Here is a 21,564-nt window from a genome sequence, read left to right as displayed (position 1 = left end):
ATTATTAACAGGATGTTGGCTTTAAGGTCAGCATCACAAATCAAAAATCCCCCCTTTAGGGGGCTAGGGGGCTTATGAAATTCGCAACTAAAGCTATACACGCAGGGCAGGAGCCCGATCCGTCAACAGGCGCGGTGATGACGCCGATATATCAAACATCAACCTACTGGCAACGTTCGCCGGGCGATAACCAAGGATATGAGTATTCACGTGGTACCAACCCAACCCGCAAGGCATTGGAAAACTGCCTTGCTGCTTTGGAAAACGCTAAATTCGGACTAGCTTTTTCCAGCGGAATGGGCGCTACGGATGCGGTGATGAAACTATTATTGCCAGGTGATGAAGTTATAACCGGTAATGATCTGTACGGTGGTTCATACCGTATGTTCACCAAAATATTTACGCCTTACGGCATCAAGTTTCATTTTATCGATCTTTCAGACCCTGAACTGATCAACCAGTATGTAAACGAAAATACCAAGCTGATCTGGATAGAGACGCCTACCAACCCAACCATGCGAATTGTGGATATTGCGGCTGTATCAAAAATTGCCAAAGCTAAAAATGTGAAGCTGGTGGTTGATAATACCTTTGCTTCGCCATACCTGCAAAATCCGATCGATCTGGGTGCTGATATTGTGATGCATTCGGTTACCAAATACATTGGGGGGCACTCTGATGTGGTAATGGGCGCTTTGATGCTGAACGATGAGGAAACCTATAAAAAACTATGGTTCATTTATAACGCCTGTGGTGCAACGCCCGGCCCTATGGACAGCTTTTTAGTGCTGCGCGGTATAAAAACCCTGCACCTGCGCATGAAAGCGCATTGTGAAAATGGCAGGGTAATAGCTGAGTTTTTAAAGACTCATCCTAAAGTTGAAAAGATCTACTGGCCGGGCTTTACCGATCATCCAAATCACGACATCGCCAAAAAGCAGATGAAGGATTTCGGTGGTATGATCTCTATCGTACTAAAAGATGCCGATCTGCAGGAAACCTTCAGGGTAGCATCCTCATTCAAAGTTTTCACCCTTGCAGAGTCATTAGGTGGCGTTGAATCACTCATTAATCACCCCGTAAGCATGACCCACGGCTCAATCCCCAAAGCAGAACGTGAGAAAGCCGGTGTGGTAGATAACCTATTGCGTTTAAGCGTAGGGGTAGAGGATATTGATGATTTGCTGGAGGATTTGAAACAAGCGCTTTCATAGTATCAGGTAGCAAGTATTTAGTATCAGGTAAAATGATGTTAAGTACTTGCTACTTGATACCTGCTACTAAACAATGATAGAAAATCTAAAATCGTTCCTTGACTTTAAAGTCGCCCAATACAATCAACCCGGCTTCATCACTAACGATCCCATCTCTATCCCGCACCTGTTTACTAAAAAGCAGGACATTGAGATCATGGGCTTTTGGGCAGCTACCTTAGCCTGGGGGCAACGCGTAACCATCATTAACAAATGCAGGGAGCTGATCCAACTGATGGATGGTGCTCCCTATGATTTCATCATCAACCACGAGGAGCCCGACCTTAAAAAGCTGCTGAACTTTAAGCACCGCACTTTTAACGATATTGATACGCTATACTTTATCGCGTTCTTTAGGCATCATTATGAGCGGAATGAATCGCTGGAAACAGCATTCATTTCCCCAACTGTCATCCTGAGCGATAGCGAAGGACCTATTAACCACCATACCAGTAACGAGGCTGAAGCTGCCCTCAACCACTTCCGGTCCTATTTCTTTTCCTTACCCGATTACCCGCATCGTACCAAAAAGCATGTGTCCTCTCCATCGCAAAAATCAACCTGTAAAAGGCTGAACATGTTCCTGCGCTGGATGGTGCGTAAGGATAATTGTGGTGTTGATTTCGGCATCTGGAACCAACTAAAACCTGCTGATCTCATTATGCCCTGCGATCTGCATGTCGATCGTGTATCGCGCAAGCTCAACCTCATTACCCGCAAACAAACCGACTGGCAAACCGCCCTCGAGCTCACCGAACGCCTCCGCGAATTCGATCCGGTTGATCCTGTGAAATATGATTTTGCCTTGTTTGGGTTGGGGATAGAGGAGAAGTTTTAACAGAGATGAATTTTACTTTTGTTAAATTCTAAAATATTTAATGATAATATTAAATCTAATAGATGCTTACCTTTTAAGTAGTTCATTTTTGAATGTTGAGTAGTGTCTTCTATTTCATAAGTAGAACTCCAAATAATTTGATAATGATTCGTCTTTCCTAAATCGATTACAGAATTTGCTGTTTCACCACTAGTTCTTGTCGAACAAATTATTAGGTCACAATTGTGACTGATTAAATTCGATAGCCTCTCATATAGTCCGGTTCCGGGATCTCCTTTACTTTCAATGCCAATCTTTTTTCCATTAATTTCTACAATCATGCAAAAATCTCCTTTGGATTTTATTGTTTTAGTGTTGATGGGTAATTCACTAGGAAATGATTCTAACAATAGCTTAGTAAACTCTTTTATTGTGTCGGTTTTTCCTTTCCCTGCTTTATTCCAAATAGCTACAATAGTTTTCATTTTGTGATAAGTCTTAGGTTTATAAATGTAATTTATTTCACGAGATTTATTTGCATGAATATTATTGATAATAACGACCTTTCCGCATTCCTCTCCGGCAAATCAGAACAAACGCTGATGCTCTTCAATCACTTTGTCAGTGAATATCAAAAGATAGCACCCGTAACCCTGCATCCAGCCAAAACCATGATCGGCTTAGCAAACGAACATCGCCGGATTGCCTGGGCAACGCAACTGGGTAAGAATTTTGTGCATATAGTTTTCCCATTTAAACAGGAATATCCGGATAATTTATGTTTCCAGAAAATAGCACAAGTACCTGGTGATACTCACCAGTTTAACCACCATTTCAGGATGTATAATGTGGATGATGTGAATGAGGAGGTGCTGGGGTTTATGCGGTTGGCGTATGAGGATGAAAATATATAGGATTTGTCAATTGCGAGCGATAGCGCGGCAATCTCGTCGCATTCAATAATACAAGCGACAAGGTTGCCGTGTCGTTCCTCCTCGCAATGACATATATTGAGAGCCCTACGCTTCCTCCTTAAAAAACACCTTATAATAATTCATGCGCTTATCATCATCAAAACCTTTCTCTATCAACTCCTTATCGCCATGGATATAAATATGGAAGTTTTTATCCAGCTTTAAAACACTCTTATAATCGCGCGCCTGCTTTTTAACCGCATTGCCAGATATCTCGAAAGTATTGGCAATTGGTGAATCAAATTCCTGCTCGTACTGGCTTTTAAATGTTTTGAACGATTCAATGGCCTTTTCGTTGCCGATCACTTCATTGCTGAACTCATCCATATCAAAAGTTTCCTTCTCCTTAAAATATTTCATAGAGCGGTTCAGCAGGTCAATCTTATCAGCTTTACTCATTTCAAACTCATCGTCGAGCTTTTGGGTAACAAAATTTTTGTAGACACCCAGTGTATTGCTGGTTTGGTTAAAGCTGTCGTTACGGATCTTTAATTGCAGAAACTCGTCTTTCCAGTAAACGGCGGCATCCTGCCCGCTGTTATTTTTATCTATCACAACCACTTTGTAGCCGTTTTCTTTCTCAATATTGAAGATGAGCACACCCTTATCCAGCTTGTTGATGTTGATAGCATTATCCTCGTAATCAACACCAAATCCGCCATCCTCGGGGTAAACCTTCAGGTAAGTTTCCTTATTCTCCGATTTAAAAATGCCGATAGTATCCAGCGGATTGCCTTCAATCTGCACCTTATTGAAGTAAACTACATATAACTCGCCAGGTTTAATATTGGGATGATTGGACACTTTGTACAGGTGCTTAGCAATCTGTTCCGATGCTTCGTGAAACTTGCTTTTATCCTCAAATACCTGCGTGGCAAAGTGGTGAAGCTCGTTCAGATTCAGATCTCCGCTGGTGTGCATGAGGTGATAAACCTCGTTCGCTTTTTCAAAAGGCTTTAAAAAATATTGCATTAGCAGGTTGGGGATCACTTCATCCTTTAGTTCAAGCGGCTTGGCCGATAAAGCATAAAATTCATTTTGCGCCTGGTTGCCAATGTGATGGACCGAAATAGTATCTAGCGAAGCTTCAAAAAAAGTTACCATAATTACCGGCGAATTTAGAGTTTTTTGGCAGATGACCGATGATATTATACTTACAAAAAAATGGCAGGAAGATTGGCCTTAAATAACGACTTTTGCAGCACGGTTCATAGTTCATGGTTGATAGTTCATAGCAATTATGCAAACCAATGACCAATGACAGCGAAGCGAATCACAAATGACTAACAAAGAAGAAACAATAGTTGCCCTTGCTACACCATCCGGAAGTGGTGCCATTGGTATTATACGCCTATCGGGGCCGGATGCCATTAGTATTGCCCAAAGTGTTTTTAAGGGTAAGGACTTAACCCAGCAGGAATCGCATACCATACATTTTGGCAATATTGTGGATGGCGATATGATTTTGGATGAGGTATTGGCTTCATTATTTGTAGCGCCACGCTCTTACACACGTGAAAATGTGGTGGAGATCTCTTGTCATGGTTCGGCGTATATTATTGAGTCGATCATTAAACTGCTGATAAAAAAAGGGGCAAGGGGGGCCAAACCGGGCGAATTTACACTGCGTGCCTTCCTAAATGGTCAAATGGACCTGTCACAAGCCGAAGCTGTTGCCGATCTGATTGCTTCCAACTCCAAAGCATCACAGCAAGTAGCACTGCAGCAGCTGAGAGGCGGGTTTAGCAACCAACTGCAAACCCTGCGTGAGCAACTGGTACAATTTGCATCGCTGATAGAGCTGGAACTTGATTTTTCGGAAGAAGACGTAGAATTTGCTAACCGTGATCAGCTTAAAAAATTAACGCATGATATTACCCGTATAATTGGTTCACTCATACAATCTTTTGAGCTGGGTAACGCTATTAAGCTTGGCGTAAATACCGTAATAGCAGGCAGGCCAAATGCAGGTAAATCAACCCTGCTGAATGCTTTGCTAAACGAAGAACGTGCCATTGTAAGCCATTTACCCGGCACTACGCGCGATACGATTGAAGAAGTACTGAATATTCGTGGCATTAATTTCAGGCTGATAGATACCGCCGGTATCCGTGAAGCCACAGATGCCATTGAACAGATAGGGGTACAGCGTACTATGGAAAAGATCAATCAGTCGGCCTTGCTGATTTATGTTTATGATGCCGAACAGATCACCATTGAAGAGCTTAACCAGGACATTGCAAACCTGCAAAAACCGGGCATTTCCATGCTGATTGTAGCCAATAAAATAGATCTTTTTTCGGACGCACAAGTGAGTGCATTGCCACACAATGAAAATACCGTCTTGATCTCAGCCAAAGACAAAGTAAACATAGATGAGCTTAAAAATGCTATCTATCACGCTGCTATAAAATATGAGCTAACGGGTAACGAAACGCTGGTAACCAATATCCGCCACCTCGAGGCGCTCCAAAAAACTGAAGAATCACTCATTAAAGTACTCAGCGGAATTGACAGCGACATCACCTCCGATTTTTTAGCTACCGATATCAAACAAGCCCTCCACTATCTCGGTGAAATAACAGGAGCTGTTACTACGGATGATTTGTTGGAGAATATTTTTAGCAAGTTTTGTATCGGCAAGTAGGCCTGCCAAATAACTCCAAATTACGACAATCAAATTGCTCATTGTTAATAAGTTATGTTTATTTCACTTGTCCAAATTCTTGGATTTCTGCCCCTGGCTTTCGTGCTTTTGTAACTGAGATGTAACTCAAAACTAAAATTTTTGAGTTACAGAAAAATACGGAGAAATTAGGGAGCTTATGGATGCTTATATCGCCTTATTTACCCTTAATAGCCCTTAATCGAGGGGATATTCCTGGAGATTATGATGAATGAGATCGAGGATTTCTATACGAAAATGACCGGACATACTACCCTACGCCCATCTTAAAAAGAAGAAAAGAAATAACCGATTCCACCATTTACCTGACTGATTATCAGAAAACACGACTGATTGGTACGGTAAATTTGGCATCCCACAAATGAGCGTTGGGAATCGTTTCATTAAAAAATGACTCGTATTGAAGATACGGTTCAAGGTTGACAGTGGGTAAACCTGTTTTATAAATTAGGGATATAGGTATACCCACCATGGTAGTGGCCAGGTAGCCATTCAGCGAGTATTGTTTATTAGAGATGATGTCGTCATGTGAATAAAGAATATCAACGCCGTAACTTCCGAATTTTGTATTCGGCAAAATTGCAACTAATTCCCCGCCAAAATTCGGAAGAACTCGTGTGTCCATATTAATATTATCTGTATAGGTTTCAAAAACCTGTTCATTTGTTTTTTGAATAAATGAGGTATCAGAGAGCGGATGAAAAGAATTATAGGTACTTGCCGTATATACTTCGGAAAACTCATCCTTCAAGCCAATCTGCGTATAGATGCTAGCATATAAATTCCAGCCACCCTTAAATCCCAGGAAATAATTGTAAGAGGCATTTATCGAAGGTGTTGGTATGCCTTAAGTTTATTAATTATCTGACTTTAAACTTTTCAATGGGCTCGAAACAGCCACCTTAACGATCTGAAAACTTATTATAGAAAACGCCACTACAATTATTAGAATACCAGAAATCAAGATGGTTATCCAATTAAAGGATATCCTATAAACAAATGTTTCTAACCATTTATTCATGAAGAACCATGTAATTGGTATAGAGATGATTATTGAAAAGACTATCAATCTAAAAAAGTCCTTAGTCAATAGGATAAATATTTCCGTTATACCCGCCCCAAGCACTTTTCTGATGCTTACTTCTTTCATTCTTTGGCTTATGGAAATCGCGACGAGGCTGAACAATCCAAAGCATGCGATACAAATGGCCAGTACGGTAAAAAAGTTCACGATCAACATCAGGCGTTCCTCTGAGGCGTAAAGTTGCTTTACCTTATCGTCAGCAAAACTAAAGTCAAAATGATCCCGCGGATAAAAGTCTCGCCATTTTTGCTCAATAAAGTGAAGAGTTTCAGGTAAATTCTGCATCTCTATCCTGATATAAGTTTGCCCAAAATTATTTTCTATGTTTGAACGAATAACGACATTAGGGGTGCTTGTATGAAATGATGTTCCCTGAAAATCTTTTATAACGCCAATGACCGTTCCCTGAAGTCCGCCATAATTCAATTCAGATCCAATAGGATTCTTGAGCTGTAATAGACTGACCGTTTTATCGGTTAATATGATAAGTTGTTCAGAGGTTTTTAGATTTTTAACTAATTTCGACGAGTCTGCGGAGACTAGCTTGATTTTTCTTTTCACATAAGTGCTAAAGTCTGTCCCGGCTAACAATCGAATATGCATGGTTTTTATAAAACTGTTATCTGCATCGACAAATGAGAATGCCCATTGTTTTGTTGTGTCTGCCGGATTACTCATGGTTGAATTACTTCCGTAATTTCCTCCGATATCAAAACTTGCAATGCTGACATCTTTAACATTTCCATTTTTTTCCAACTCGCTTTTGAAAGAGATCGCTGATGTCCCGAAATCATGCTCTTTCAAGATTAACAGGCCTGTCTTGTTAAAACCAAGATCAGCATTGTTAAGCAAGATCATTTGTTGCTTGATAAGAAGGGCAGAAATTATTAGCACCACGGAGACGGTGAATTGCGCTACTATTAGCACTTTTCTTATTGTAAATTTAAGGTTATGAGAGCTGGCAAGTTTTTTTAGAAGCGTACTAATATCTACTCTGGTAAGATAAAGAGCCGGAAATAGCCCTGATATCAATCCTGTTATCATGCAGATTAGCAACACCAGAAGTAAGGTTCCAGCATTAAAAAGATAAGTCGGTTCCACGTCAAGTCCTAATATATCAGAAAATTTCTTCCAGCATAAACTGGCTACCAAATATGAAATAGGAGAAGCGATAATAAATAATAGGATGGATTCTGTTATAAATTGAAAGAATACCTGGCTTTTATGCGCCCCCATAACCTTCCTAATACCGACTTCGACGGATCTTTGCATGAAACGCACGGTCGTTAGATTAATGAAGTTAATACAAGCGATTAATAAGACGAGGAAGCTAATGGTGGCATATATGTATATATATTTTACATTACCATTCTCAAATAGCTCGTCGCTGTAATTGGAGTGCAAGTGGATGCTGGTTACAGGCTGGAAAGTGACCCCTACCGATGCTGGAAAATTATAGCTTTTGTAAAAACACGCCAGCTTTTGTTGCATCGTTTTAGGGTCTGCTCCTTCCCGCATTAATACGTATTGAGAAGATGTATTATAAGCCGACAAGTTCAGAGGTTGCTGGTCGACATCAGATATTATCATAGCTTCGGCGTTGAAGTGTGTATTACCAGGAATAGTTTCAATTACACCCGCGATCTTCCAAGCGTGATTCGACTTGCTGATGATGCTCTGTCCCAAGGGATTATGTCCGGAAAAGTACTTATCAGCGAATTTTCTAGTAATTACAATACACTTACCTTCTTTCGAAACATCAACCGCGTTACCCTGTTCAAATCGAAAGTTAAATACCTTAAAAAATGAACTGTTGGTGATTAATATATTGGCGGACATCGGCTCATTCCGATAAGAGAATTGGAGAACAGATTTATTGATGCTTGTGGCCGCCTCAAAATCAGGAAACGATGTTTTTAGTGCCTGAGCTATCGCATTGGGGATAAGTACGTGATAATTTTTCTCTCCATTTACCACTTCCTGTTCAAGGATACGGTAAACACGGGGGGAATTGGTATAATATTTATCGAAGGATAGCTCATACTGTATGTATCCCATTATAACGATCACGAAGGATAGACTAGTGATTAATCCCAACAAATTAATCCCGGAAAATACCCTGTCCTTCCACAGATAACGCAATGCAATTTTAAAAATGTTCTTTATCATTTTTTGTGTTTTAATAATTATTTATTGAGCGAGATGTTAAAAAATGTATGGCTGATTTTTTTAAATAACCCTTCATCGGCTATTTTAATTTCAACTTTCGCTGTCGTAATACCTGTTAACCATGTTTTCCCCTTGGTCGTGTTAAGCAATATATTTATTATGTAAGTTGACCCATTATTAACAACGGCGTTAATTGTCCCGTCAACGACAAGGTCCCTGTTTTTCTGAGCGCTAAGTACCATTTTTTGACCGGTAAGTAAATTTTTGACCTCTTCCGAAGTCATTTCCACTTGACCATAGACGGCATTTCCCTCTTTATGAATCGTCATCTCCTTATTTACGGTTATCGTAAACTTTACACAGGAAATAGCCAAGAAAAGTAGTGCTATTGCCAATAAATATGTCAATAGACTTATTTTCAATACAGTAGCTGAACGGCTCCCCGTTATAGCAAGTAGTTCTTCTGTATGAATTGCTTCCTGAAAGTGTTGAAATTTGTTTTCCATACCTTCCATCAGATGCCAAGTTCAAGTTGATTTTTTATCAGTGAATAATAAGCACCCTGTTCTTTGATCAGGCTTTCGTGTCTGCCCTGTTCAATTAGCTTTCCCTTACTCATAACAATAATATTATCTGCATTTGTTACTGTACTCAATCGATGGGCAATAATAACAACAGTCTTCCCTTTGAAGAACTTATTAAAATTGGAGATGATCGTTCTTTCATTTTCTGCATCCAATGCATTTGTCGCTTCATCCAGGAAGACAAAATCGGCATTTTTATAAACGACCCGGGCTATCAATATTCTTTGCTTCTGCCCCTGACTCAAGCCAACTCCACCAACCCCTATCTTTGTATCCCCTTTTAATGCCAGGTCATTAATAAAATCACCGAGATTGGCAACTTCAATTGCTAAATCAAGCATCGCCTGATCATATATTCCGGTACTTACTGTAATATTTTTAATTATGGTATCAGAGAAGATATATCCATCCTGCATCACGAAACCGCAAGCCTGTCTCCACGCCCGGGGATCCATCTGTTCTATGTCAATATTTCCTACAAGTATCTTACCAGCGTCTTTGGAGTACAATTGCAATATAAGATTGACCAGCGTAGTCTTTCCACAGCCACTTTTTCCAACTATTGCGGTACTCTTACCATAAGGAATTTCAAAAGACAACTTGTCAATAACCGTTGGATTTCCCGCACCCGGGTAGCTAAAATCCAGGTTTTCTATGTAAATATTCCTGTTGTCAGGTAGTGATGAGCAGCGATCTTCTGTTCCTGAAAATTCATCATCCATTTGCTGAACTTCATTTAAACGCTCCCAACTGATTGTCGCATCCTGTACCTCTTGCACAAAGAGTGCAATGTACTCCACTGGACTGTTGAGTTGTCCTATAACATATAGCATTGCCATCATGGTACCAAGGGTTATTTCTCCATGAATAACATAGGTTGCACATAAATACGTTATAAGTATATTCTTCGATTCATTAATAAATGTCGCACCTATCTCCTGTACCTGGTTCAAGGAAATATTTTTCATATCCCATCTAAAAAGTTCGACTTGCGAATTCTCCCATTCCCATCTAAACTCGCGCTCACTATTATTAAGCTTAATTTCCTTAATTCCAAAAATAAGCTGCATCAATAAGTTTTGATTTTTCGAAGAGACATCAAATTTTTTGAAGTTTAAAAAACGGCGGTACCTAAGAAAACAAAGTACCCATAGTGAATAGGCGATTACCCCAATAAGAGAAATTAAAAAAATTACCTTATTGAAAAAAAATAGTAACACGCTGAAAACAATCAAGTTTCCCAAGGAAAATATTGTGTTTAGGAAGGGGCCTGTCAAAAAGCTTTCAATTTTAGACTGATCGTTTATGCGTTGCAGAATGTCTCCTGAAGTCTTGGAAAGAAAGAAGCTAATCGGTAATTTCATCAGCTTAAGCACAAAATCAGCCAGAATCGATAAGTTGATCCTCATGCTTAAATGAAACAACAGCCAGGAACGAATAAAATTAACAGCCGCCCTACCAATAAGGAGCATCACCTGAGCAATAATTATTAACTGAATAAAATTGATATTTCGATATCTGATGCCTGTATCGATGAGTGATTGGGTAAGAAAAGGCAGGACCAGTTGCAGCAGGCTGGCAATTGCAAGACCAATCAGGATCTGAAAAATTAAAGCCTTATAAATATAGAAATACCGCTTCAGAAACTCACCGCCATGTGAAGAATGGTTTTTATCTGACCCTTCCTGCAAAGCAGGCAGAGGTACCAGTTCAAGTGCGATACCATTACCATCCGCATTGCACCAACGTTCTGTAAACTCCGGTTTTGAAAACTTTATGATTGCTTTCGAAGGGTCCGCTACATAATATGTGTCCTTTTTAATTTTGAAAAGAACAACAAAGTGCTCTTTAGTCCAGTGAAGGATAGCAGGTAATTTAAGTTTGTGCAAATCTTTCAATGATAGTTCCAACCCGGTAGTTGAAAATCCTATGACTTCAGCAGCTTCCATAACTCCTAAAAGGCTTGCCCCCTGACTGGTTATCCTACACGCACGCCGCAATTCGACTATGCCAATTTTTCTGCCATAGTGCCCGCATACCATTCTCAGGCAGGTAGCACCACAATCCATAGTATCCTGCTGTTTAAAAAAGGTAAATCCCATGTAAAAACCTTATACTAAAACCGTTAAAAGAACCATTTTAGATCCTCAATATCATATACTTGCGGCAACAGATGATCATCAACGAAAATAGCAGGCGTATGGGGTATCTTATTTACAACACAGAATTGAGAATGAGCTTCTAACAGGCTTTCTACCTCGGAACCATCTACATCTACCGGGCTATCCGCCATCCACACATCCAGCTTACGCGGTGTTTCATACCAGGATTTATAGGCTTCATAAGAAACACAACTACCTTTTTCATTATATAAGGCGATGAGGTGCCGAATAAAGTTGTTCTCAAAGCTGTTCTTATCTGCGTTTCCCCAAAACAGGAATTCTACACGCAGGCTACTGTTTTCACTTAGCCAACGGTCAAGCTTCTTAAACATCGGCCCGCATGGGCCACAGGAAGGATTTGTAACACATTTGATAACGGTTGTGGCTTGTTCACTACCAAATGATATTGAGCCTACGGCTGCATTGTTAAATGTGAGCTTTTGCCGCTTATATAATAAGCTGTCGAAAAGTTCTCTATCTTTCTTAAGCTGCCCTAACTGTTTACTTAATGAGATTAAAGCAATGGCGTCGCTTTTTAACGGCACATATATGCGAAGCATTGCCATCAAAATGATAGAGAAAAATCCAAAAAATAAAATCGAATGAATATCAACCGATCTGAAATCGGCCAGATAATTATATTGAATCGCAAATTGAATAAGCAACACCACCTGAACAGCCAGACAGAGCCTGCACCATTTTTTTAATATGAGCCATTGAAATGTTACGGAATAAACCATATAGGGCAATGAACATAAGCTTAAGATAGCTAAAAATGAATGGTTTGATACTGTAAATTTTGATACTGTCAGCAACAGAAATATAGCGCTAAAATAGATAAAACCTATTTCGCTCCATTTGAATACATTAAATAATTTCCCACCTTTTCCAGAGGTAATCTCGCCGCAATCAGATCTTCCTTTGTAAGTGCATAGCTTGCGAACAAACGGATTCGATTCATCCATACTCTGATAGATCAACAACCCGCAAATTACAACGCCAACCAATGACAATACCGTTTGGCACAATGTATCAATGCTCCTATTCTGATTATAAGTAAAAACCAGTAATAAAATCGGGCAAATGACCGCAGTAAACCTGATTAACCATTTCGAGAATGTTGCGGAAAGTTGCTTCATGAAGTTGGCTTTGTAATCAGGTTCTCCGCTTAATTCAGAGGTTTCCGGAACTAATCCGATTCCAGACCAACTTAAAAGAAATTCGTGCTTTATCATCATTACTGCTTTTCCATTGTCTCCAACATAATTGATATGTGAATCATTAATGGCTGTCACCATGACAAACTCTTCCGGGCTGTTTTTTTTAGCTATAAAGGGTAACGAAAACTCACTTATCTTATCATCGCTTGTTAAATACGTTTCACTGGAAATTTTATAAGATTCCAACAAGTCAGTTATTGCCAATAGGCTGTTTGGAAAGGGATGCTGATCAAAATATGATCGTACATATGTATTCGTATATTTTATATTTAGCGATTTAAACAAATGGGATGCTATCATAATTAAATTATAAAATGAACGCGAAGTTGACAGCAGGATTTGCTAGCCAAAAAACAACCGATGATAAACAGACTACCCGGCAAGCCGAATAATCTGTTTACATAACTCAGAAATGTCCTCTCATTAGTGGATTACTCACGGAGGCGGAGGACAAGGCTTTGTTAATGTACCCGTTGCGCCTACGCATGAGCACGAAGTCGATGAGCAAGTCGCTGTTCCATTACAACTAGTGATTGAGCAGCCGCAGCTCGCCGTACAAGAGGTGGATCCACCGATCACACCCTTGAGTTCTTCTCGGGATAGTCTTTTCATGATAATTGTTTAAGTTATTTCCTATAAAGTTATAGGATCATCAAGCAAAAACGTTTGATGAATTTATCTGATAATAATTATATATTACCCCAATTAGTGATAAGATTGGATATTCCGGAAGGCTCGACCATGTGCTTCCGTGCTTTAAATTCATGTATTTGTGTGAGATGTATTACTAAATTGATTCTGCTCGTAAGAGTATTAGCATGATCAAAGTGTTTCGGAATGATATTTTTAATATCCCGGAACGAGGTGGTCAATGATCCCGGAATATCCAATTATGGACCTGAACGATAGGAATCAAACCTGTTTGTCCTTCTTTTTCGGTTTTTACATTTTCGCATCCAAAGGTAAAATTAATGTCGAACACTACCCGGAATTTGCCCCGGCGGTAGTTTGTATCTAAACTAACCCGGTCAAAATCCATACTCGTTACCTCCGGCTTTAAATTCACGTTGGATTTCATAGGCGAGCGTGTCGTAATTTTTAGATCCGGTATGAAATAGTTCGCTTAGTAATTTTGCTGCTGCTGCATGATTGTTCAGGCCGGAGATTCGAAATTTGGTTAGTTGGATTTGGAACTCATTCATGAGCTGCAAATATAAAATAATAAAGTCCCCTAAGCGCTCGCCGCCGGGGACTTTAAACCTAAACCTTATCACAATGGCGGCAGAGTGCCGCCTTGAATGATCAAAAATAGCAAGGGTTTGTTTGTCCTAGTGGTAGATAACTGAAAATTTAAATTGGAAATTTCCGCGTGTCTCTTAAACTTGCCAATCAATAGGTTATAAATAAATTCCCTGAAGTCTCTTTTGGCTAATCTATTTTGGTATTGGTGTTCGAGCTGGTTGTGGGTCAGTTGGAGACGGTGAAGACGATGGCGAAGGTGAGTGGGATGGCGAAGGTGTAGCCGTAGGCGGACAGGATGTATTACCTGAACCATTAAATTCTTCTAGAAAGCAATTAAATTTCTGCATGTAAAGAGGATCGCCTTTGCCATTATAGTTAAACATAGCTTTATCCCATCCTTTCCAAGAATAAGTTAAATGCCCGTTTGAGTCGTATTTAATTCCGTCTCTAAATCCTTTGATTGCAGTTAGCCTTATACCGGCATTAATAGAGACGTCAGGGCTCATCTCTGCGCCGTCCAATAACCTATCTTTTAATGATCGCATTGTTCCATTAGCGTCGCCTTTGTTGTCAAATTGCATGACATCTATTGGAGCGAGGTTCCCCAATGTAGATTCTACCATTATCTGAGCTTTCAACGCTGTAGGGTTCAACTCTTTTACATTGTCGGTGATAACGGATGAGGGTATTTTTTCACCTTCCGTTGGAAGTGAAAGTTGGCCTGCTTTTCTTAAATAATTAAATATGGCGACTTGCATGGCAATGGTAGCGTCCAAATCGGAAGGTTCACCTTTCGGCAATGAGTTTTCAATGTTCAACGGTAGAAAAAGTACTGGAGCTGCGCCATCTGGGTCAAATGTGTTGATGGGGTTATTTAAACTATAATTGTATGGGCTAAAGGAAGGATATCTACCGGCTAATGGATCAGCGCTAAGCCATCTTCCGATTCTCGGGTCATAGAACCGCGAGCCATAATCATAAGCATTTCCATCGCCAAATATCTCGTTGTCCTTTTCTTTACCATTGTATCCATAGCGATAAGCACCGGTTGCTACACCTGGTTCAGGCATGCCAAAGGGATAATAATTCTGTGCAGATGTTATGTCAGCAGTCCATCCGTTGCTTTGTAGAAGTCTTCGGTCTGATACGGTAGCCAGAACGCCCCCGAGGTTGTCAGTGATTTCATACCCCTTTGTGCCGCGGGCCGAAATCATCTCATCGGGGTCGAACGATTTAGTAAGGTCTAGGCCAATAGCTTCCGTTCCTAATCGACTGGCGCCATACAACGGAATTTGGTCTAGTTTAGCGCTATTTGGAGTGAAGGTATAAATTGCAAAAACGTTACCTTGCAGATCGCGCGTGTAATAAGTAAACGTGTTGTTTTGTTCATTGTATTTAAACGCCCTCTGCGTCAGTGCGTTGTAGGTGAATTGCTCGTTAAAATCGTCTTTTTTGATATTTGCAGGTTTGTTGAAGGAGTTCCAGGTATAAACCCAAGATGAGTTATTTTGAATCTCGGAAGTTAAGCGACCACTAGTATCATATTCATATTGCGTCAGTTGGTTCGACGTGGTTGCGGCCGTATTTACTATATGGTCCAAACGGTCGGCCGCTCCATAAGTATAATTCAGATTGTCAATGAGCTTTCCATTTTGATCGTTCCTTACAAGCTTTGAAAAGTTACCGTTGCCGTCGAAAATGTATGTATTTAAGTAGTCATCACCCATCGTTCCATTTGGCCAGGTGCCGGCAGGCTTAAAGAGTTTCATCCCGGCCAAACGATTGAGAGCGTCATAGCGATAGGCGTTATATTGAATACTATGATCAGGTGATGAACCGTTCGCAGGTATCGTCGTTATCATGCTGCTGATATTATCGTTGTATTGAGGCGCGGCATAACTGTTGTCAGAGCCGCCACTTAATAACGAGCCGGTTAAGTCGGGCATAAATGGCTGTTTCCCGACAGGTGTATAATCACCGGGGCAATATGAGAGGGCAAACGAGGCGACATCGCTTAAGAATACTTTTCCATCGTCGCCAATACCCGTGCCGGAATTAAGTGGCGTACCGTTCATTGCTTTCAGTTGGCCACCAATCGTGTAAATATAATCGACTCCCTGAATTTTTTCCTGCCCGAGTTCGATTCGGGCGAGGGGGCCGTGCGGGTAATATTGGTAGTGTGCGTCGAGGTCCATCTCGTCAATTGGCTCCCACTTACGCCTCGATGTTCTGACGTTTTCAAGCCGGTATGCACCGTCGTAAGAATACCGGGATACGAACTCGTCTGCTTGTCCAGGCTGGTACCAGACCATACTAACTTTGTCCGTGAAAAGGTCATATGTATATAGTGTTTTTTTAAGACGCTGCTCTAGATGTCCGTTTTGTAAGGTTGTCAGGTATCTAAAGTCCTGGTAAAGTTTCGTGACATGCCCCCTGACGTCATAGCTGTAAAAGTAAGCCTGCGTGTAGGGTATTTTAACTTTCAAGTCTTCGTTATAAACGGTAATTGCTACGCGGTTGCGAAGGTTTTCAAGTTTAAAATGATTAAGGTTTTGATCAAAACCATTAAATTGATATTTAAGGGGGAGATCGTCGTAATAGGAGTTGATAACATCGCTTTTATCATAGTTTGAGATCGCCAGATGCTTTTCAAAATTGCGATAAAGTAGTCGCGGGACCACAGGATCTTCATCCGGGATGATCTCGCCGGATTGCACAATACGTCCGCTCGGGTCATATTTTATAAAAGACGTCCGGTGATGGTCGTTGTGTTGTGCGGCAGCTTGCTGATAAATTACTCTGCCATATTCGTCGTAGCAGTAACGGGTTAGGCCTGAATTTGGACTGTTGCTGGTTATTAAACTGTTAGCGGAATTATAGGTATAACTGGTGGGATTGACGTGGTGAGTAACAACAGCACTGATTTTTCCGGCAAGCCGGTCATCCCTGATCTGTTTCAGCTGAGCGGCCGTTAAAGTATCGACGTCTCTTGGGGATATTGTTTTGGTGAGGTTACCTGCCTGGTCATAATAGCTCAATGTAGCCTGGTAAATGTTTTCGTCGAAATCTGCTGTGAAGATTTCAATGGGGCGCAGGCAGTGGTCGATATACTGCTGGCGCAACACTGCAGCCCGTTGATGTTTGAGCTGGTCGATGCGCTGTAGTTCGCTATTCAGGTATCGTGTCCGTGCCATAGCCGCGGGGTCCTCGGCAGGGAGTGACGAATTTTGTGGCATAACAGGCATGCAGCATAAGCTAGGCCCGCTCGCGCTTTTACAGGCTTTTCCAAAGGAAAAATCCATGGTGGATATGATTATGATGTCTTTTTTTGTTCCTGCCTGGTCTTTGATCCGCAATTTTATGGTATTGATATCCGCGCAGTCAGAAGGAACGGTTGCAGGGGAAACCAGTTCATATCCGTCAATGATCCAGTCCCTGAAATCGTTGATTTCACTGATGTCGTTAAACTGGACGGTAATATCCATGAGTTTATTGGCGTGGTCGGGCTGCGGAACTTCAGCTTCCAGCACCAGGGGAGATGTGGTGTAAGAGGTCGTGGGGACATACCATATACTGATGGGGCCGGGATCGGTGTTTTGGTCAGCGGTTCCTCCGAAAACTTGCTGGGCGGGTATTGATCCTGCATTGGCCGACTTTAACACTTGTTGCAGCATTCGCAAAAAAACCGGGTTGACCGCTGAAGCTGTCGTCTGGTCGCCAGGGTTTGTAAGGCCCGTACAGTTAGTAACCGCCAGGCCTGTTAGTATTTTACCTTGAATGGTGAATTGTTTACCTCCGGCATCTGTTACCATTAAAGTAAAGTTACTGGGTGGTCCGGTTGCTTTTAAACAGGTAAACGCGATCACTTTTTGCCAGTTTAGTGGGTCTTCGCCTGTCAGGGTAAGATCAATTATTTTTTGGGAGGTCTTTGCATCTGCGATACTAGCGTTCAGGACGGCGGCGCTTATAGTGGAAGTCCAAGTGATACCATCGCCCGCAGCGATCGCCGCATCCGTTTGCCTGTTGCCAATGGCGGCCAATATTCTTCCGTTCAAAGGAAATGTGCCAGAGAGTTGTTTTTTAACAGCCATAGTGTTAAAGAAGGACAGCATCGTTTGCGGCCCGTCACAGTTCAGGCATGGGGGAGGCCCATTAGGATTTATAGCGGACGCCAGCTCGTTTTTTGCAAGCGCCAAGCGCCTTATCTGATCTGTGTTGGCGAAAACAGGAATTTTGTCGGCGTACGAAACGCATGGAGATTTAGAAAATCCACTGAAGCAGTCCTGAGTGCCAATATATTTTTCTACTCTGCAACAAGACTCAGTACTTTGAATAGCGTTGTCTAAGACTTTCGCTCTTGCTGCGAGGTATGCAATTTTGATATACTGCCATTGTTCGTCAGAGTCGACATTTTTGCCGAAAAGCTGATGGGTTTTCAAATATTGACGTAATAGATCGTCGGATTTTCGGCCCGCACTAAATCCTGCAGCGGCTAATTCTGCGAATTCGCTTATAGTTAACGGAGGTGAAGGGACTCTGGGATTCAATAAAGCGTTGACGTCACTAAGATATTTGGTCATTTCCGTCCAGCGCCTCAGGCCTTCGGTATCAGTAGTGTCGAATAACGGATCTTTAGTTATGTCGATGGACTTACCTGTACCTGGCGTTAACCCCGGAAACTTTGTTTGTGCTTGTTTAAAGATATCTATCGCCATCAATGAATCCTGATAGGCGAAAAATGCCCTATGGCCGGCAGCCCATTCGTATGTGCAATATTCCGGATGGTATGGCAGGAGCGAGTAAGCCATGGATGGTTTCCAATACTGGAGAAAGAGTTGAAAGGAGAGTCCTTCCGGTTTGAGTTTTTTTCTTGCGCCATTTATGACAACGTCGATCAATATGGGCGAGCCGTCTTCGTTACGGTATTCAATTATCGGGTGCATCCAGTTCCCCTTGCTGGGCAATTTGTTATAGGCGTTTAACACGGATAAGGGATAATCCGTAATGTTAGGTAGCATTCCGTTGACTCCGCAACCGGGGCATTGGGCGTATTGTCCGCCCGGGGAGAGATCTGCCAACATTTTTTGTAAGACAAGGGATAAGTAGTCACTTCCCGGTCTGAGTATACATCCTTCGGTACAGGGTTTGATAACGGGCAGGTATCTGATCAACGGATTTATCGTTTGTTTTGCTGTATCGTTCTCGCAATTTTGGCGAATGGCGGTATCAGCGATGATGCAGGTTTTAACCGGGACTGATTGCGATGTGTCGGGCTGGACTGTGTTCCAGCATGGATCGTTGAGAAAATCGCTGATATAAGCTTCTACGGCGTGTTCGTCTACGGCCAGTACCTTGGTGACCGTATAAACACCGGGGCCGACCCTCCACTTTTTCTTAATATTTTGTTCGGCCGGATTTAATTCGCAACTTCTCAATTCATTTAACGTACCGATATGCACCATAGTGTCTAGTAGTTTTGTGTGGCACGCATCGGTAACAGAGATCGACAGGTTATAAATACAATCGTAACAGAGCTTGTCATTCTTGGTACAGACCGTGTCATTGTATTTTCGTGGCTGAAGATTATAATAGAGATTTAAATCGGTTGGTTCTGCTATCACTACAGATTGGGTAGACTCAATGGCATTATTTGCAGCATTAGGCCTGTTTCCGTCATCAATGAGGTTCACAATGATGTCATGACCGCTGGCGGTGGTAACAGGGTCGAGGTTAGCCTGAGTTTTACCGGTCAGCCCGGATAAAATCGTATGCCCGGAAAGATCCTTGATTATAATGTGAGCCTGGTTATTTTCATTGACGCGAACTTCCTTGGTGTAATGCGACGCTGTCCCGACGTCACTTCCAAAAAACTCGTCAAGTTCATCCTGCGAAGGATTGCCGTAATAAAATTTGATCCCATGTCCGCCACCGAGGCGATGGACAGCTCCCGGCCCCGATATACTCAGTATTCGCCCGGTTCCGTCCGGCGTGAACTCAGTCTGGCTGAAGGGATATCCGCCTGCATCAGGTACGTATGCCAACTGCCTTTTGATCCCTGGCGATGAAAGGTTCCAGAGGTCGTTGGCAGTGGAGTAATACTTACCCGCACCGGAAGTATTTGCTAATGGATCAGGGGCAGTGACACAGTCATTGGGTTGTTTATTCTTATCAAAGTTCTGCCAGTTGTAATCAGTTCCGCCAGTGTTTGTATTGAACTTATCCTGGTAAGCGATTTTGGGCAAATCGCCGAAGCTAAGGTCCGTGGGAAACACAGGAGCGGGTAGAACTTGGATGGCTGCTCTTCCAGAGTTGTCGTAAATGGTTTCACTAACGAGCAGGTTGTTTTGCGAGCTGAATGCGGATACCGTCTGCCTGGTGCGCAGGGTGCCATCGCTATAGAAGACCGAGTCTTTACGTTTTCCATTGGAAGAGAAAACGGCAATGTGCTGCCAATTTTTTTTATCGTTTTCATGTACCGTTGATCCCGATATCTTACAAAAAAAAGCGCCTTCTGCGCCCACTGTCTGTTCCGTTAATTTGTCGCCTGACTCATCAGTTGACCATTTGCCGGTGACGGGAATGTTGTTTTGGTTGCCCGCAAAACCAACCGGACGTACCCTGAATAGCAGAAATCCATTTTCATAAACGATCGGGATTTTATAGGAAGTAGCTGTAAGCCGTATGCGTGTGCTGTTAAACCGAAAGTTGTAGCCGACCTGCGCGGGGCTTAGGAACTGAGCGATATTGTCAGTATAATTATCTGCAAAGGCGTACTCTATGTCATAAGCCCGTGCCCAGGGTATATTGGCCCAGTCGAGGACGGCGTAACCATTATCGGTCGTGATTTTGATGTGCTGTAATTTGATCTTGTCGGTCGGATCAGGTTTTAAATAACGATCATATTGAAGTTGCTGTTTGAAGACGATGAGGCCTTTATTTGTATCAGTTATCGTAACGGTATTGTTGTTTGCATCGGTTATTGTCACGGACATTATTTTATAGGTCACAGCGGGGATATCTTCTTTTACCCATTCGTCTTTAGAATTGTAAGTACCCTTGTCGCTATAATTGACAACAAGCGTTTTTTCAGTATCTGCAGGATCGGTAAGAGGATGCTGATACCAGGCACCGATTTTAACAGCTACAGTGAAATTTTTTGCCAGCGCGAACGGCAGATTCGGGTTGACTTTTAGGATCATTACATGGCTGACATGCATGACCTGGCCGCCGGCCGGGTCCACCTGGCTTGTAATAGTGCTTCTACTTGCTAGCTGCTGCAAGTCCAAATTAGCATTGTTGACAATGATGTTCTGCGCGAGCACTTGATCAATTGCAAGCAAGAAAAAAAGTATATAAAAAATGATCTTCATCTC

At 41.8% G+C, this 21,564-nt stretch carries 12 protein-coding genes; 4 read left to right on the top strand and 8 right to left on the bottom strand.

Features of this window, described 5'->3' with window-relative positions; all coding sequences use genetic code 11:
* Positions 1–74 precede the first annotated feature (74 nt).
* Both BLU33_RS15955 and BLU33_RS15950 read left to right on the top strand, forming a co-directional pair.
* Positions 75–1,214: a cystathionine gamma-synthase gene (locus BLU33_RS15955; RefSeq protein ID WP_091375100.1), complete on the top strand. Its 1,140-nt coding sequence runs from the start codon at positions 75–77 to the stop codon at positions 1,212–1,214.
* A gap of 73 nt (positions 1,215–1,287) precedes the next feature.
* Positions 1,288–2,091: a TIGR02757 family protein gene (locus BLU33_RS15950; RefSeq protein WP_091375096.1), complete on the top strand. Its 804-nt coding sequence runs from the start codon at positions 1,288–1,290 to the stop codon at positions 2,089–2,091.
* Here the strand turns inward: BLU33_RS15950 and BLU33_RS15945 are convergent.
* Entirely contained in the window at positions 2,088–2,555 is a 468-nt protein-coding gene (locus BLU33_RS15945) for a hypothetical protein (RefSeq protein ID WP_091375093.1), read from the bottom strand. The two genes, BLU33_RS15950 and BLU33_RS15945, sit on opposite strands and share 4 nt — an antisense overlap.
* A 54-nt stretch (positions 2,556–2,609) precedes the next feature.
* Here BLU33_RS15945 and BLU33_RS15940 point away from each other — a divergent pair, with 54 nt between their 5' ends.
* Entirely contained in the window at positions 2,610–2,984 is a 375-nt protein-coding gene (locus BLU33_RS15940) for a DUF5655 domain-containing protein (protein WP_091375091.1), read from the top strand.
* A 105-nt stretch (positions 2,985–3,089) separates the two neighbouring features.
* On the opposite strand, the gene BLU33_RS15935 is transcribed toward BLU33_RS15940, so the two are convergent.
* Positions 3,090–4,148 carry a nucleoid-associated protein gene (locus BLU33_RS15935; protein WP_091375088.1) on the bottom strand — a complete coding sequence of 353 codons (1,059 nt, stop codon included), beginning with the start codon at positions 4,146–4,148 and terminating at the stop codon, positions 3,090–3,092.
* 175 nt (positions 4,149–4,323) lie between these two features.
* Between BLU33_RS15935 and mnmE the strand changes: the two genes are divergently transcribed.
* A complete protein-coding gene (gene mnmE / locus BLU33_RS15930; RefSeq protein WP_091375085.1) occupies positions 4,324–5,691 on the top strand; it encodes a tRNA uridine-5-carboxymethylaminomethyl(34) synthesis GTPase MnmE in 1,368 nt (455 codons plus the stop codon).
* Between the two features lie 355 nt (positions 5,692–6,046).
* On the opposite strand, the gene BLU33_RS15925 is transcribed toward mnmE, so the two are convergent.
* From BLU33_RS15925 to BLU33_RS15900, 6 genes are all read right to left on the bottom strand, one after another.
* Positions 6,047–6,481: a hypothetical protein gene (locus BLU33_RS15925; protein WP_091375082.1), complete on the bottom strand. Its 435-nt coding sequence runs from the start codon at positions 6,479–6,481 to the stop codon at positions 6,047–6,049.
* 105 nt (positions 6,482–6,586) lie between these two features.
* Positions 6,587–8,983 (bottom strand): ABC transporter permease, encoded by a 2,397-nt coding sequence (locus tag BLU33_RS15920; RefSeq protein ID WP_091375080.1) that lies wholly within the window; start codon positions 8,981–8,983, stop codon positions 6,587–6,589.
* A 17-nt stretch (positions 8,984–9,000) separates the two neighbouring features.
* Positions 9,001–9,498, bottom strand: a complete 498-nt coding sequence (locus BLU33_RS15915) for a hypothetical protein (RefSeq protein WP_091375077.1) — start codon at positions 9,496–9,498, stop codon at positions 9,001–9,003.
* Positions 9,498–11,669 (bottom strand): peptidase domain-containing ABC transporter, encoded by a 2,172-nt coding sequence (locus tag BLU33_RS15910; protein ID WP_091375074.1) that lies wholly within the window; start codon positions 11,667–11,669, stop codon positions 9,498–9,500. Before BLU33_RS15910 ends, BLU33_RS15915 begins: the two co-directional genes overlap by 1 nt.
* Before the next feature lie 23 nt (positions 11,670–11,692).
* On the bottom strand, positions 11,693–13,249 hold the full coding sequence (locus BLU33_RS15905) for a vitamin K epoxide reductase family protein (RefSeq protein WP_091375071.1): 1,557 nt from the start codon (positions 13,247–13,249) through the stop codon (positions 11,693–11,695).
* A 1,133-nt stretch (positions 13,250–14,382) separates the two neighbouring features.
* The gene (locus tag BLU33_RS15900; RefSeq protein ID WP_091375068.1) at positions 14,383–21,561 is read right to left on the bottom strand and encodes an RHS repeat domain-containing protein; all 7,179 of its coding nucleotides are present in this window, start codon (positions 21,559–21,561) and stop codon (positions 14,383–14,385) included.
* Positions 21,562–21,564 lie beyond the last annotated feature (3 nt).

Origin of the sequence: Mucilaginibacter mallensis, from assembly GCF_900105165.1 — a bacterium.
Taxonomy (GTDB): Bacteria; Bacteroidota; Bacteroidia; order Sphingobacteriales; family Sphingobacteriaceae; genus Mucilaginibacter; species Mucilaginibacter mallensis.
The sequence above is the reverse complement of the archived record's forward strand: the minus strand, read 5'-3'. Positions and strand labels throughout refer to the sequence as shown.